Origin of the sequence: Bradyrhizobium sp. JYMT SZCCT0428 (assembly GCF_018131075.1) — a bacterium.
GTDB lineage: Bacteria > Pseudomonadota > Alphaproteobacteria > Rhizobiales > Xanthobacteraceae > Bradyrhizobium.
Genome location: NZ_JAFCLS010000007.1, coordinates 133043 through 147309, shown reverse-complemented (window position 1 = coordinate 147309; position 14267 = coordinate 133043). Strand labels below are relative to the sequence as shown.

General features: G+C 62.9%; 13 protein-coding genes. 4 read left to right on the top strand and 9 right to left on the bottom strand.

From position 1 onward, the window contains the following. Positions 1 to 12: 12 nt before the first annotated feature. From JQ575_RS09570 to JQ575_RS09555, 4 genes are all read right to left on the bottom strand, one after another. On the bottom strand, positions 13 to 1518 hold the full coding sequence (locus JQ575_RS09570; RefSeq protein WP_283842600.1) for a L,D-transpeptidase family protein: 1506 nt from the start codon (positions 1516 to 1518) through the stop codon (positions 13 to 15). Then, positions 1515 to 2171 (bottom strand): L,D-transpeptidase, encoded by a 657-nt coding sequence (locus tag JQ575_RS09565; protein WP_212032962.1) that lies wholly within the window; start codon positions 2169 to 2171, stop codon positions 1515 to 1517. The genes JQ575_RS09570 and JQ575_RS09565 overlap by 4 nt, the downstream gene beginning before the upstream one ends. A 230-nt stretch (positions 2172 to 2401) precedes the next feature. Continuing rightward, the gene (locus JQ575_RS09560; protein ID WP_212032961.1) at positions 2402 to 4243 is read right to left on the bottom strand and encodes a M48 family metallopeptidase; all 1842 of its coding nucleotides are present in this window, start codon (positions 4241 to 4243) and stop codon (positions 2402 to 2404) included. A 487-nt stretch (positions 4244 to 4730) separates the two neighbouring features. Then, on the bottom strand, positions 4731 to 4967 hold the full coding sequence (locus JQ575_RS09555; RefSeq protein WP_212032960.1) for a hypothetical protein: 237 nt from the start codon (positions 4965 to 4967) through the stop codon (positions 4731 to 4733). On the opposite strand from JQ575_RS09555, the gene JQ575_RS09550 reads away from it, so the two are divergent. Continuing rightward, a complete protein-coding gene (locus JQ575_RS09550; RefSeq protein ID WP_212032959.1) occupies positions 4956 to 5384 on the top strand; it encodes a universal stress protein in 429 nt (142 codons plus the stop codon). The two genes, JQ575_RS09555 and JQ575_RS09550, sit on opposite strands and share 12 nt — an antisense overlap. 44 nt (positions 5385 to 5428) lie before the next feature. Here the strand turns inward: JQ575_RS09550 and JQ575_RS09545 are convergent, their stop codons facing one another. From JQ575_RS09545 to JQ575_RS09525, 5 genes are all read right to left on the bottom strand, one after another. Then, positions 5429 to 6112 carry a MarC family protein gene (locus JQ575_RS09545; protein ID WP_212032958.1) on the bottom strand — a complete coding sequence of 228 codons (684 nt, stop codon included), beginning with the start codon at positions 6110 to 6112 and terminating at the stop codon, positions 5429 to 5431. Positions 6113 to 6155: 43 nt separating this feature from the next. Next, positions 6156 to 7850, bottom strand: a complete 1695-nt coding sequence (aspT, locus tag JQ575_RS09540; RefSeq protein WP_212032957.1) for an aspartate-alanine antiporter — start codon at positions 7848 to 7850, stop codon at positions 6156 to 6158. A 77-nt stretch (positions 7851 to 7927) separates the two neighbouring features. Then, positions 7928 to 8107 carry a hypothetical protein gene (locus tag JQ575_RS09535; protein WP_212032956.1) on the bottom strand — a complete coding sequence of 60 codons (180 nt, stop codon included), beginning with the start codon at positions 8105 to 8107 and terminating at the stop codon, positions 7928 to 7930. A gap of 580 nt (positions 8108 to 8687) precedes the next feature. Further along, positions 8688 to 11564: an EAL domain-containing protein gene (locus JQ575_RS09530; protein WP_212032955.1), complete on the bottom strand. Its 2877-nt coding sequence runs from the start codon at positions 11562 to 11564 to the stop codon at positions 8688 to 8690. Positions 11565 to 11686: 122 nt separating this feature from the next. After that, positions 11687 to 12685 (bottom strand): NAD(P)H-quinone oxidoreductase, encoded by a 999-nt coding sequence (locus JQ575_RS09525; protein WP_212032954.1) that lies wholly within the window; start codon positions 12683 to 12685, stop codon positions 11687 to 11689. Between the two features lie 105 nt (positions 12686 to 12790). Between JQ575_RS09525 and JQ575_RS09520 the strand changes: the two genes are divergently transcribed. The 3 genes from JQ575_RS09520 to JQ575_RS09510 all read left to right on the top strand — a co-directional run bounded on the left by JQ575_RS09520 (position 12791) and on the right by JQ575_RS09510 (position 14194). Next, on the top strand, positions 12791 to 12982 hold the full coding sequence (locus JQ575_RS09520; protein ID WP_192736889.1) for a DUF1192 domain-containing protein: 192 nt from the start codon (positions 12791 to 12793) through the stop codon (positions 12980 to 12982). Positions 12983 to 13114: 132 nt separating this feature from the next. Continuing rightward, on the top strand, positions 13115 to 13306 hold the full coding sequence (locus JQ575_RS09515; RefSeq protein WP_212032953.1) for a hypothetical protein: 192 nt from the start codon (positions 13115 to 13117) through the stop codon (positions 13304 to 13306). Positions 13307 to 13681: 375 nt separating this feature from the next. Beyond that, positions 13682 to 14194 (top strand): DUF1465 family protein, encoded by a 513-nt coding sequence (locus JQ575_RS09510; RefSeq protein WP_192736887.1) that lies wholly within the window; start codon positions 13682 to 13684, stop codon positions 14192 to 14194. Positions 14195 to 14267: the final 73 nt, after the last annotated feature.

Here is a 14267-nt window from a genome sequence, read left to right as displayed (position 1 = left end):
CAAAGAGCGGTCTCACCAGGAAGAAAAGCTGTTTCCGAACGGCGAGCCCCAAAACGGCGAGCTGCGTGGGCGCGCGTAGCGAAAATCGGTCCCCGGACTGCGTCGCCGTTTCTTGATGCCGCCTTGGGGCTCGCCGCTCAACAGCACCACGAACTCCGTACCCTTGCCGGTTTCCGTGCTCAACGGCTCGTCCGTGACGATCAGGGAAGATCGCGGTGCAATGTTGCCGATGCGATCCAATGCGTCCTGCGGAATGCTGATGCGGTCGAGCGCAGCCTTTGCCGTGCCGGGGTCCGTCGGCACCGGCTCAGCGTCGCGACCACGCTTCGCGCGCGCCCGGTCATCCGGCTCAAGCGTGGCGCCGGGCGGACGACCGCCGCCCATTGAGACGGCGCTCCATCGCAACCTGGTATCGTCGCCCGAGCGTTCGACGGCGGTGATGACATGCGTGCCGATGGGACGATCGGGATCCGCGATCGTCACCGCACTTTCAAGGATGGGCTTGAATGCCTGACGGACGTAAAGCCGCTGGGTCTTGCGGCTGATCAACACCGATATCGGCTGCAGGTCGCGTTCGGCCTGGCGGGCCGCCTCGGTTGCCGCGGACCGCGCCGTCTCCGCCGCGGCGGCAGCTTCGCGCGCAGACGTGACCGCATCGAGCCTCGATTGCAGCTCCGCGCTGGCGGCGTCCGATTGCAGCTGCAGCTCCGCGACCTTGACGGCGGCCTTTGCCTTGTCATCCTCAGCCTGTTCCTTTGCCTCCGCCGAGCCGGGAGCGCCAAGTCTGGTCTCGGCAGCCGCCAATTGCACCTCGGCTCTGCGCTTCTGATTTTCCGCCGTGCGAACCGGCTCCCTGGCGCGCGAGGCCTCCCGGAACGCCGTCTCCGCGGCGAGCCTCGCCTGGGCCGCTTTCCTCGTCGCCTCCTGAGCCTCTGCGGTGCGGGCGGCGGCCATGGCGCCGGCACCCGGTTTGGCTTGGAACAGCAGCGGATGGGCAAGCTCAACGGGCGCAACATCGGTTGGCGCCACGATCACACGCATGCCCATCCTGGTCGCGTCGAACAGGCGTTCGGCGAAGTCGAATGGCAACCGGATACAGCCATGGGACGCCGGACGCCCCGGCAGGACACCGCCATGGAGTGCGATGCCCGACCAGGTGATGCGTTGCATGTGCGGCATAAAGGCATCGTCATACAGGTTCGAGTAATGCTCCTCGACTTTCTGGATGACGCTGAAGATCCCGGCGGGCGTCTCGCGTCCCTTCGAGCCGCTCGACACCGGCGCCCGCAGGATCCACCCCTTGGCATCGTAGACGGTGATCCGCTGGTCGCGGAGCGAAACGATGGCGATGAGCGGCTCGCTGGCACTGCGCGTCTCGATGGACTCGATCAGGCGTTCGCCGCTTCTGGCACGCGCATCGTCCCCTGCCGCGATCAGCACGGCCAAGCCCGCAACGGCTAGCAACCCGGGCCGCAGCCGCGTCCGCCTGTGCTTCGGATTCTCACAACGAGACGTCATGCACCTCCCGCGACAGGGCCCATCCACGCAGTCCGCCCGGGCGGCAGGACGACGACGATCGCGCCTGCCTGCACCCGACTCACGAGATCGATGACATCCTCGTTGGTCATGCGGATGCAGCCGGACGAGATGGCATGGCCGATATATTCCGGCTGGTTGGTGCCGTGGATACGGTACAGGGTGTCCTTGTTGCCCTCGTAGAGGTAGATCGCCCGCGCGCCCAACGGATTGGCCGGACCTCCGGGAACGCGCTTGGGGTAAGGGCCAAGCCTGGCCTGAATCTCCGCCGTCGGAATCCAGTCCGGCCATTCAGCCACACGGCCGACCGTCGCGACGCCGGACCAGGCCTGCGCCTCCTCTCCCACCGTCACGCCATAGCGGATCGCCTTGCCTCCCGGCAGAACGTAATACAGATAGCGCGCGTTGCTATCGACCAGGATCGTGCCCGGCTGCTCCTTGCGCATGTAATCGACAATATGCCGGCGATAGGTCTCGGGAATGCTGGCCTGCGCATAAGGCGTGTGGGCCAGCAACTGCCGGTCCCTTGAAGTCAAACCGGCATTCGACGACGGCGCGAGCGTCGATTGCATGCAGCCGCCGAGCGCAAACCCAAGCAACCCCAAAAGCAACAACGCCAGCCCGGACCTCGGCATGGCCTGTCCTCCAAAGCGTTACATTGGCCATCTGCTTCTCAAAAAGTGCAGAAATCAAGGCGTCGCTGAAAAGTAACCGCGCAATAACGAGATCAGGGGCCTGTCCGTGGAATCGCGCTCAGTTCGGCGACCTGCGTGCACTTGCGGACCGCGAAGCCGAGTTCTTCCAGACTCTCTTCAAGTCGCGGCCTCACTCAATCACCTCATCGGCACGAGTGAGGACCTCGCCTTCAGAGATTTGAAATCTGCAACAGCTTGCGGTCGCCGATCCAGGTTCTGGCAAGGTCGGCCTCGGCCTTGCGGGCGGCGGAACCATTACCGCGTGCCTTGTGCAATTCCGCCAGCCCGTAATACGACCAGCCATTGGCGGGCGCCCGGCTGAGCGCGCGCTGGAATTGCCGCTCCGCCTCGGCGTAACGGCCGGCCTGCAGCAGGGCGGCGGCAAGCGACTGCCGGACCGGATAATACCAATAGGGCGGCTCGGTGTAGGCCAACGCGTCCTGCAATGCCGCCGCCCGTTCGAACCGGATGATGGCGGTGCGGTAGTCGCCCTTGGCCTGGGCTACGCGTGCGAGGATCACCGTGCGCGCGATGCGGAGCACCTCCTGCGCCGGAACGCCTGAATCCTTCAGCAGCTTGAAATCCGCGGTGCGCTCGATCGTCTCGATGGCGCTCGCTGCGGCTGTAGCGCCCGCGAAGTCACGGTTCGCCACCAGCGCGACGCCGCGCACGTAGAGCCACATCGCCTTGACATAGGGAATCGCATCGCCGGGATCCGGCAGCGCCAAAATGGTCTCCGGCGTGCTGAACTGCGCGTGCGCAAAGTATGGCGCCGCCTTGACCGGCTGCACCATCGCAATGCCCTTGGCAGCCTCGCTGGGAATGAGCTGGCCGAGCTTCTCCGCAGCCGCAATCACGGTCGGGCCGTCGCCGGCCATCTGCGCCGATGCCATCACGAAGTGCACGTTGTGCGGATAATAGCCGAGCCTGTAGACGCCCATCGGCGCGTTGGTCTCGGTCAGGTATTCTTCATCGACCTTGACCGCGGTCTTGTTGTCTTCCAGCGCGTCGAGATAGCGGCCGACCCGATAATAGATGTGGCTCGGCATGTGCACGAGATGGCCTGCGCCGGGAATCGCGCCGCGCAACTTGTCGGCATAGGGCTCGGCGCGCTTCGGCCGGTCCGACGCCTCGACGGCATGAATATAAAGGTGAATAGCGCCGGCATGATTGGGATTGCGCGCCAGCACGCGCTCCAGCGTCGGCACGATCGGCACGCTTTGTGGCTTGGCGTCGCGGCCGCCCGGTTTCCAATAATCCCAGGGGCTGAGATCCATCACCGCCTCGGCATAGAGCGTGGCAATCTCGTCGTCTTCGGCAAACTGTTTTGCGGCCTTCGCCATCTCGGCCGCGTAGGCCGCGTCGAATGGTGCGCGAGCGGCCTTGGGATCGCTGCCGTAGCGCACTGCGATGGCGCCGATCAGTGCCTGCTCACGCGGGCTCGCTTTCCCGGCCAGTTCCTTCGCCTTCTGCGCGGCGGCATAGGCTGGCGCGACCGCATCCTCCGGCATCGGGAGATTGATGTTGGGGCCGAGCACCAGCGCCTCCCCCCAGAAACACATGGCGCAGTCAGGATCGAGTTTCTGCGCCGTGCGAAACGCGCGTCGCGCCTCATCGTGATTGAAGGCGTAGGCGAGACGCAGGCCCTGATCGAAATAGGCCTGCGCGCGCTCATTCGCGGTCGTGATCTTCCAGGTGGTGGAGCCGATGCCGGTCCACAGCGGCGGCTCGGTGTCCGCGAATGCCGGCGCGGGGCTGGCCGCGCTCATCTCGGCGCGCGGAACTTCGGTCTGCACCAAGCGAAACATCATGCTCGGCCGGGCGGTTGCCGTCGGCGGGCCGCAGGTCGGAGTATCGGCGTCGGCGATCGGCAGCGATGCATCCACTACGGTTGCGCGTGCGTTCGCGAGAATAAGGCCGCTCCCGGCCAGCAGCGCCGCCAGTGCGGTGCCGCCCAGTGCGGCAAGACTTACGGAAACCAGCAGGCTTTGCGATCGTGTGAATGTCGTCATGGCGGGCTCCAAGATCGGGCGAAGAGAAAAATCTGCCGGAACCGGGGCTTCAAAGGGTCGCCGGAACTGGATCCAGAGAGGCCCTGAAACAAATTTTTAGACGTTTCCGTCCTTTCTGCAAGACGACTGCAATATCTGTGGCTGCGACACGTTAGCGTCGGTGGAAGGCTCGCCACAATGGGTCAGTAGTGCTGCACTTGTCCACTTCGGGTCCATTTGCGGACGACCATGTTTGTGACCGTGAGGTCCGCTTTACTCCGATCGGACATCGTTTGCTTTGCGCACCGCGGAACAAGCTCGAGAAGGCAGCCAGGAAGCTGCCGACTGCAGTTCGCTAAGTGAGCACCAGAGCCATAAGGCCTGAGCATAGCAGGACGATACCTGCAGCGGTCACGGCAAGAAACGCGTTTGAGGCAAATTCGTCGCGCATAGTGCACCTGTGAAACAGTCATGCCGTCAAACTTTGGAGGGACGGCTGATGCACAAATTACCAGGAAATCGTGTTGGGCAGATTTCGAGCGAGCGATAAAATGACTTCAGGACAGTTTCGTGGATCGCCACCGATGAAGTTTAACGACGCAAACGCGCCCGACGTAGCCTCGGCGAAGCCGAGTGCGCCGATAGATTGATCTATCGCAAGACTGTATCCGAAAACGCGGCCCAGCTTGCATTCGGAAGGCAACGCCATGTCCAGGAAGGCGGGAGGTGAAGCATGTACCGGCATATTCTCATTCCGACAGACGGGTCGGATTTAGCGCAGCGTGGTGTGGCGCATGGGTTGGCGTTGGCCAAATCCCTTGGAGCGAAGGTATCCGTCATCTTCGTTGTGGAACCGTTCTCGGAAATGACAGGGCGGTTCCAGGAAGCCGTCGCAAGATATGCCGAGCTGCGCAAGGAACAGGCCGCGAGCACGCTGGATGGCGCCGCGAAGTCGGCCAGGGAGGCCGGTGTTTCCTGCGAAACGATTCAAGTGGAGAACGGGCAACCCTATCAAGCCATCATCGCAGCAGCCGAGGACAAAGGCTGCGATCTCATCGTAATGTCATCGCATGGGCGCAGCGGACTTTCCATGCTTCTAATCGGCAGCGTGACAAGCAAGGTGCTGACGCAAGCGAAAACCCCAGTACTGGTATGTCAGTGAATGTGCAGGCCGCGGCAAGTCGCGGTCTCAGGACCGTCGTCTGGTCAAGCCGGCACAACCGCACCGGTGACTGATTTCGCAACCTCTACAACACCGTTGACGATGATTTGCACGCCAATGCAGAGCAGTAGAAACGCGGACAATCTCGTCACCACGCTGGTGCCCTCTTCCCCGAAGAGCCGTGCCATGGCGCTCGACTTGCGGTAGGCATGATAGATCGTGCCCGTCACCGCGCAGGCGACGACGAACGACACGATGTACGATGGGAACATGCCGTTCAGGCCCTCCGGCCGGGCCGTACCAATTGCTATTGCCGTCGCGATCGTTCCGGGTCCGGTCGTCAGCGGAATGGTCAGTGGAAAGAACGCCATTCGTTGAATTGTCGAGAAGTTGGCAGTCGAAGTCGCATGGCCTCCTGTTGCAGCCGGTGCCGCGTGAAGCATCGACCATCCGGTCGCTGCAACCACGAGACCGCCGGCGATCCGCAACGCCGGAATCGTGATACCGAAGAAGTTGAGGATCTGACTTCCAAGGAAAAGCGACACCAGCAACACGCAGAACGCATAGGCCGCAACCCGCAGCGCGACGCGCGCGCGCTCACCTTCGGACAGTCCTATTGTCCTGTCGAGGAAGATGAAAGACAGCCCGTAGGGGTTGATAATGGCAAACAAGGCGCTGAACCCAAACAGGAAGTCGCCAATCCATCTGGATGTCACGAACTCGGTCATGATGTTTGGATCATGCGGCTGCACCTCGGTGATTAGCGGCCACCTAGCTGGCAACGACGAGAACGATTATCGAGCCCCACATCGTCAGTAAGATGTTGGCGATCGGATAAGCCGTCGCATATCCAAGCACGGCCACGGGGCTTCCGGAGCGTTCCTGCACCGCAGCCATCGCTGCCGTCACGGTCTGCGCTCCGGCGAGTGCGCCGAGGAGCAGGATTGGGTTCATGCGCAGCACCAGATGGCCAAAGAGCAGACCGATGAACTGCGGCAATAGCGTTACGATGACGCCGCCGAGGAATAGCCCCAGGCCAGTTTCTCGAAGCGCCGAGAAGAACGTAGGTCCGGCCTGTATCCCGGTCAGCCCGACAAATGCTGCGAGACCCAGCGAGGTCATCAATCCAATCGCACCATCGGGAATCCGCCCGAACAGGGGATGTCGCGTGCGGAGAAAACCAACCAGCAACCCGGCGAGCAGCACTCCGACGCTCGTGCTTAGGCTAATTTTGACGGTCCCCACAGGAAAGGTCACGAGCACACCGACCAGCCCGCCAAGAAATATCGCCACTCCAAGCACCACGAAGTCAATGCTTGCGCTTGGTGCGATGATGGCGCCGATCCTTGACGAGGCTGACTGTACGAGTGCGTCCGGGCCAACGATGCGAAGGATGTCGCCACGCTCGAGCGTGATGTTGGCTGCGACGGGAATCTCCTCGCCGCCGCGCTTTATCGACCGCAGGTAGACGCCGCGCGTCCATTCCTGCTTTGAAATGTCGCCAAGGTTGGACCCTGCGAAGTTCGGATTGATCACGAGAACGTCGGCGCTTGCGACCGGAACATCCAGAAGCTCTCTGTCCTCACGCTCGTCAGCGATCGGACCGATCAGTTCGACGATGGCCTGACGTGGTCCGGACAGAGCGACCATGTCGCCTGCTTCGAGCGTCACGTCGGGTGCCGCGTCGATGATGTGCTGCCCGCGACGAATGCGGTGAATGAAAAGACGCTGGTTCGGCACCAATGTTTCGGCCACTGCCACCGACATCCCGGCCAAGCGCATCCCTTCAGTCAATCGATACGCGCGCAGCTCAAACTTCCGCCAGGCCGACGCAAGGTCAGGCTTGGCGACCGTCATACCCAGGGAATCTTCGAGCTTTCGTGCTTCGACCTTGAGGTCGATCTTCAAGAGTGCCGGGGCAATCGTTGTGCAGAACAGGATCACACCGGCGTAACCGAAAATGTAGCAGACAGCATCCGCGATAGCCATGTGAGCTATCAGTCGGGCGCGATCAGCTTCAGGCAATCCCAGCCCATTGATCGCATCTGTCGCCGTTCCCATGGCCGCGCTCTGCGTGAGCCCGCCCGATAACAGCCCCGCCGCGAAGCCGGCGTCGAACCCGAAAGCCTTCGCGACCAGGATTGAAGCTGCTAGCCCCGTCAAGCTTACGCATAGCGACAGCAACAGCGGCCTCACGCCGTTCCGCTTCAAGGCAAGTACGAATTGCGGCCCAACCGAGTAGCCAACTCCAAACAGGAACAGGAGGAAGAGAAAGGACTTGGTCATGCCCGAGACCGGGATGGGGGCGAACTGTCCTGCCAGTAGCCCGGCGAACAGCGCACCCGTAACCGGACCGAGGGTGAACGTCCCGATCCCAAAGCTTCCGATCCAATACCCAGCCGCAATGACCAGGAACAGCGTAAGCTCGGGGTAGCGAACCAGGAACTGCTCCAACCAGACAAGCACTGTGTCCCCCTAAGCGGTTTCTCGGCAGGATGAAGCAACGAAAAGGGGGTGGGCGCTGGACGTCCTGTTGATCTAGATCAAATGTCTTGCGGGTCGGAGCGGCGAGGGGGCCGCGGGGCCAGTTGCGCAACGGCTGCGGCCGCAACCTCCAGCCCGACGGGCAAATCACTTCCGAAATCCGGAAATGGTGTCAAGCCCCAAAATAAAAAATATTTCGCTTTTACAGAATGGCAAATCAGGTGCATATCTTTGGCCATCCCGTCCCACTCAGAGGGCGGCGGCCGTCGTCACGGACGTTGGACGGGTTGCGGTGGACGCTGGTTCACGTCTGACGACGGCGTGGATTTAGCGTACGGCAAAACCGTGTGGTCCTGGCGCCCGTTGCTGGCGTCAAGCTGTCGGAGAAGCGCAAGCGGAAACGGCAGCGACGGAGTCAACCAAGAACTCGTCTCCGGGGAGATCACGGCATAAGCCGTAAAGCCATTGCGCAGGGAAGGCCGGGTGTTCTCCGCTGCCCTGTATGCTCGTGTGCAGCCTACTTAGTGCAAACCGCACACGGGACCGCGGGTGCAGCGCGCACCCGGTCTTCCCTGCGCCCTCTGTTTTGGGGGCAAGGAATTTCTGACAAAGCTCGGGCGTAATGCGTCGCGAGAATGCGAAGGTGCGTTTGGTTGACGGTGCAACAACAAATACGCTGTCGTCCCGGCCTTGAGCCGGGACCCATACACCGCGGCCCATCGGTTAGAGCGCTGGCGTTAGAGACCTTCTGCAAACAATAACTGCCGCGGCGTATGGGTCCCGGCGTTCGCCGGGACGACGGAGAGAGTGGTGCGACAACTAGCTCGCCGCTTCCAGCCGCTCTTCCGTCAACAGCCGCATTGCGGCGTCGGCATCCATCGGCTCGCCGAAGGCAAAGCCTTGCGCGTATTCGCAGCCCAATTGATAGAGCTCGACCGCATCGGAGTCCGTCTCGGCGCCCTCGGCGACCACATCCATGCCGAGGTCGTGGGCGAGCGCGATGATCGATTTCAGGATCACCGGGCGGGTGCCGCGGCTGGTGGTGCGCACGAACGACTGGTCGATCTTGATGGTGTCGAACGGGAAGCGCTGCAGATAGGCCAGCGAGGAATGGCCGGTGCCGAAATCGTCGAGCGACAATCCGGTGCCGAGCTCGCGGATCCGCGTCAGCATCTGCGCCGCGTGTTCCGGGTTCTCCATAACCAGCGACTCGGTGAGTTCAAGCTTCAGCGTGCCGCGCGCCACCGACGAGCGCGACAGCACGGTGCGGATATCGTGGATCAGGTCGTGGCGCAGCAACTGGCGCGAGGAGACGTTGACGCTGGCGAAGATCGGCTCGCGCGAGCGCATCGCGCGCTGCCACACCGCGAGCTGCTTGGCCGTCTGGTCCATCACGAACATGCCGAGATCGACAATCAGGCCGATCTCCTCTGCAATAGAGATGAATTCCGACGGCGACATCCGCCCGAGCTTGGGATGATCCCAGCGGGCGAGGGCCTCGAAGCCGGCGATCGAACGATCCTCCAGCCGCACGATCGGCTGGTAGAGGATCGTGATTTCCTGCCGCTCGATGGCGCGGCGCAATTCGCTTTCCAGCGTCAGCCGGTCGGTCTTGCGGGCGCGCATCGCCGGCTTGTAGACGTCGATGCGGTCGCCGCCGATGCGCTTGGAATGATACATCGCAAGCTCGGCATCCTTGATGATCTCGTCGGACAGCTGTGTCTGCGGATCGGAAAGCGCGAGGCCGATCGAAGCGGTCAGGAAGATCTCGCGGTCGTTGAAGGCGATCGGCGCGCGGATGGTCTTGCGGATGGTCTCGGCAAACGCGGTGATGCGCGCCGAATCCTGTTCCGACATCAGGATCAGGCCGAACTGGTCGCCGGCGAGCCGCGCCAGCGTGTCCTGCGGCTTGAGAATCCGGGTCAGCCGCCGTGCCAGCGTCAGCAGGATGGAGTCGCCGACCGCGATGCCGACGGAATCATTGACCTGCTTGAAGCGGTCGAGGTCGATCACCATCAGCGTCGGCCGCAGGTTCGGCATGGTCTTGGCGAAATTCGCCACCGCGCCGAGGCGGTCGATGAACAATTTGCGGTTCGGCAGGCCGGTGAGGTTGTCGTGCACGCTGTCATGCAGCATGCGCTCCTCGGCGTTCTTCTGCTCGGTGACGTCGGTCAGCGTGCCGACCACTCGGGAAACTTCGCCGTCGGAGCCGACCACCGGGCGCGCCTTCAGCGCGAACCACATGAAGTGGCCGTCGGGTGTACGAAGCCGGAAATCCTGCACCAGCCGCCCGCGGCGCTGGTCGAGCACGCTGTCCAGCGCAGCACGGAAACGGTCCTGGTCGAGCGGATGCAGCACCTCGAGCCATTTGGCTGCCGGGCCTTCCAGCGTACCGCGCTTGAGGCCGAGCAGGCTCTCGGTCTCCGGGCTGGTGAACACCTTGTCGGCGGAGACGTCCCAATCCCAGATCAAATCGCCGGAACCGGTCAGCGCAAGCGCGCGGCGCTCGACGTCGGAGACCACTCCGGTGGTGGCGCCGCCGCCGGCGAAGGCGTGCTGCATGACCGTAAATCCGATCAGCATTACGATCAGCACGAGGCCGCCGAGCAGCGCCGGGCCGACGATGTCGTTGGTGACGTTTCCGGCCACCGCCATGCCGGCCGCGACCACCCAGACCACCAGCAGGAACCAGGTCGGGATCAACAGCACCGCGCGGTCAAAACCGTGCGTGGAGAGATAGACGATCAGCGCAAAGCCCGCGAAGGCGATCATGACCAGCGACATGCGCGCGATGCCGGAAGCCACCGCCGGGTCGAACAGCGCCAGCGCCACCAAGGATCCGAGGAAGGTCAGCCAGCCGACGGTGATGTGGGAATAGCGCACATGCCAGCGGCTGAGATTGAGATAGGCGAACAGGAACACCAGCAGCGTCGCCGCCAGAATGGCTTCACCCGCCGCACGCCAGACGCGCTCGGCGTTGTTCTGCATGTCCAGAACCTTGCCCCAGAAGCCGAAATCGACGCCGATATAGACCAGCACCGCCCAGGCCAGCGCGGCGGCGGCCGGGAACATGATGCTGCCCTTGACCACGAACAGGATGGTGAGCACGAGCGCCAGCAGGCCGGAGATCCCGATCACGATGCCCTGGTACAGCGTGAACGAGTTGACCTTGTCCTTGTAGGCGTCCGGTTCCCATAGATAGAGCTGCGGCAGCTTGTCGGTGCGCAGTTCCGCAACAAAGGTGACGACGGCGCCGGGATCGAGCGTGATGCGGAAGATGTCCGCGGTGGCGCTTTCCTGGCGCTCCGGCCGGTCGCCGGTCGAGGGCGTGATGGTGGCGATGCGCGACAATCCGAGATCGGGCCACAACAGGCCCGACGACACGATGCGGTAATGCGGGGCAACGATCAGGCGGTCGAGCTGGTCGTCGGTGTTGTTGGCGAGCGCGAACACCACCCAGTTCTGGCCGCCTTCACGGGCGCGCACCTCGATGCGGCGGACGATGCCGTCGGTGCCGGGCGCGGTCGAAACCTGGATGCGGTCGGCATCGCTGCGCTGGTGATCGAGCACCGCGGTGAGGTCGATGGCAGGCGCGTCGCTGCGGACGCTGACAGCGTCAATGGCGCGCGCTGGCGGCGCGTACGCAACAATCATGAGGCCCAGCGCGAACAGCGCAAGGCACCTGATCAGACGCAATTTCAGTACTCCGCGATCAACGATGTTCCCGGGCCAGCGAACAGCCCAAACGTTGCCGCGATAAAAATGACATGAAAGCGAAGGAAATCAAAGGGTTTCCGCCTTCGCTTCGGTCCGGAGCGTTAAACCTCCAACACAATTTTGCCAATATGTGCGCTGGTCTCCATCCGCCGGTGCGCATCGGCCGCCTTTTCCAGCGGGAATGCGCTGTCCATCAGCGGCTTTACCCGCCCTTCGCGCATCAGGGGCATCACTTTGGCCTCGATCGCGGCGACCATCGCCGCTTTATCCGCATTAGTACGGGGCCGCAGGGTGGAGCCGGTATGGGTCAGCCGCTTCACCATGACCTTGGCGATGTTGACGGTAACCTTCGGTCCGTTGAGCGTGGCGATCTGCACGATACGGCCATCGACCGCGGCGGCATCATAGTTGCGATCGACGTAGTCGCCGGCGACCATGTCGAGGATGACGTTGGCGCCCGCGCCATCGGTGGCGGTCTTGACCTCGGCGACGAAGTCCTCGGTCTTGTAGTTGATGGCGCGATCGGCGCCGAGTTTCAGGCACGCATCGACCTTGTCCTGGCCGCCGACGGTGACGATCACCCTGGAACCAAAGGCCTTGGCGAGCTGGATCGCCATGGTGCCGATGCCGGACGAGCCGCCGTGGATCAAAAGCGTTTCGCCGGGCTTCAGCGCGCCGCGCTCGAACACATTGTGCCAGACCGTCATCAGCGTTTCCGGAATGGCGCCGGCTTCCTGCATCGACAGGACAGGCGGCACGCTCATCGCCTGCGCGTCTTGCGCGATGCAATATTGCGCGTAGCCGCCACCGGCCACCAGCGACATCACCTTGTCGCCGAGCTTGTGCTTGCTCGCACCGGCGCCGAGCGCAACCACTTCGCCCGCGATTTCGAGGCCGGGCAGGTCGCTGGCGCCGGGCGGCGGCGGGTAGGCGCCGGACCGCTGCGCGACGTCGGGACGGTTGACGCCGGCGGCGGCGACCTTGACCAGGATTTCGCCGGGCCCGGGAACGGGAACGCTGCGGGTTTCCGGCAACAGCACTTCGGGGCCGCCGGGCTTGCTGATGCCGACGACGGTCATTTGCGCGGGCAGCTTTTCCATGATTTGTCCTTGCGAAATACGGGAATTTTGAAGGCGGCCCCTGATTAGCCAGCCGTCATGCGGCTGGCAACCGCCTCAAGGGATCGTCGAGCACGGAGGAAACGCATGGCCATCGAGGATGACGACAAGCCGAGGAAGAAAATCACCCACGAGATCGGGCAGGACCTGTCACTGCTGTCGGTCGAGGAATTGACCGAGCGCATCGCGCTGATGAATTCCGAGATCGAACGGCTGCAGGCGGCGATGGCCAAGAAGCGCGCGTCCAAGGATGCCGCGAACAGTTTTTTCAAGTCATAGCCGCGGGCCGGGATGGGAATGCGCGGAAGACGTCTCGTCGGCGCGGTCGTCATGGGTGTCATGGGAATTGTGTTTGCCGGACTGAGTGCCCCAGCCGATGCCCGGACGCCCGCGAGTTGCGTCGGGATCGACATGACCTCGGGCGAATGCAAGGCGCAGCGCTGCAAGAAGCCGTTCCAAAAAAATCTCGCCGCCTGCGCCGAACTGCCGTCCAACAAATCGTGTCAGGTCCTCGCCCGGCAGCAAGAGCGCCAGTGCGACCGAAACTGCGACGAGACATATGTGAAGCGGTTCCCGCCGGGGTTCACCTGCGATGAACAGTAAGCGGCCAATGGCCTAATGCGTCCAGCGCCTCGTATTAATGCTGCAAGGAATGCATGTCCCAAACTAGGCCAATGGCCGACATGGCAAACAAAGCCTGAAGAAAATCGCTCGTTTACGATCAATTAAGCTTTCTCGTTTATGACTGGCGTCGTCCTCGTTTGGACACCGAGTGGCTCCTGTCCACTCTGTTTGACGCCTCCCTGTTATCAACTTCAAAAGCCGCCGGAAACGGCGGCTCTTTTTTGTGCCCGCATCGCTGGAAACCATATTTCCGGATGCGGCTGGACTCTCGCCCTCGCAAGCGCAATGATTTGTTCATCATAAGTCGGCGGTTTGAAAAGCCGGCAGCGTATCAGTGGCGTGAGGGCGTTAACTATGGCGGACCGGCTGCACAGCGATTCCGCGCTCGTTCAATTCAGCGAGCGGCTGACTAATTCGGCGGCATTCGGAACCCTGTTCCGCGAGGGCATGGATCTGGTCGAGGAGACCGCCGCCTATCTCGACGGTGACGGCCGCGCTGAGGCCAAGGCGCTCGAACGCTCCGTCAGTCTCACCTATGCGACCGAAAGCATGCGGCTGACCACCCGCCTGATGCAGCTCGCCTCCTGGCTGCTGCTGCATCGCGCGGTCAAGGAAGGCGAGATGACGCTGACCCAGGCCAACCGCGAAAAGACCAAGGTCAAGCTCTCCGCCGCCGATCCCGGTCCCGAAGACATGATCGCCAAGCTGCCGCTGCAATTGCAGCACCTGATCGAGCGTTCGATGAACCTGCAGTCGCGGGTGCGCCGGCTCGACACGTCGATCCATGCGCCGGCGGCCGAACGCGCCCCGATCGGCAATCCGCTGGTGCCGCAGCTCAACCGCCTGAAGGCGGCCTTCGAGCGGTAATTCCGCCACCGTCGTGGCCCATAAAAAACGCCCCGGGAAACCGGGGCGTTTTGCATTCCTGGGCCGAATGGCG

Bases quoted from the DNA above. Each gene is read 5' to 3' on its own strand.
- JQ575_RS09555 (WP_212032960.1), bottom strand. From the start codon at position 4,967: ATGCCGGTACATGCTTCACCTCCCGCCTTCCTGGACATGGCGTTGCCT.
- JQ575_RS09520 (WP_192736889.1), top strand. From the start codon at position 12,791: ATGGCCATCGAGGATGACGACAAGCCGAGGAAGAAAATCACCCACGAG.
- JQ575_RS09545 (WP_212032958.1), bottom strand. From the start codon at position 6,112: ATGACCGAGTTCGTGACATCCAGATGGATTGGCGACTTCCTGTTTGGG.
- JQ575_RS09560 (WP_212032961.1), bottom strand. From the start codon at position 4,243: ATGACGACATTCACACGATCGCAAAGCCTGCTGGTTTCCGTAAGTCTT.
- JQ575_RS09570 (WP_283842600.1), bottom strand. From the start codon at position 1,518: ATGACGTCTCGTTGTGAGAATCCGAAGCACAGGCGGACGCGGCTGCGG.
- JQ575_RS09510 (WP_192736887.1), top strand. From the start codon at position 13,682: ATGGCGGACCGGCTGCACAGCGATTCCGCGCTCGTTCAATTCAGCGAG.
- JQ575_RS09565 (WP_212032962.1), bottom strand. From the start codon at position 2,171: ATGCCGAGGTCCGGGCTGGCGTTGTTGCTTTTGGGGTTGCTTGGGTTT.
- JQ575_RS09535 (WP_212032956.1), bottom strand. From the start codon at position 8,107: ATGGCCAAAGATATGCACCTGATTTGCCATTCTGTAAAAGCGAAATAT.
- JQ575_RS09525 (WP_212032954.1), bottom strand. From the start codon at position 12,685: ATGGAAAAGCTGCCCGCGCAAATGACCGTCGTCGGCATCAGCAAGCCC.
- JQ575_RS09515 (WP_212032953.1), top strand. From the start codon at position 13,115: ATGACCTCGGGCGAATGCAAGGCGCAGCGCTGCAAGAAGCCGTTCCAA.
- JQ575_RS09550 (WP_212032959.1), top strand. From the start codon at position 4,956: ATGTACCGGCATATTCTCATTCCGACAGACGGGTCGGATTTAGCGCAG.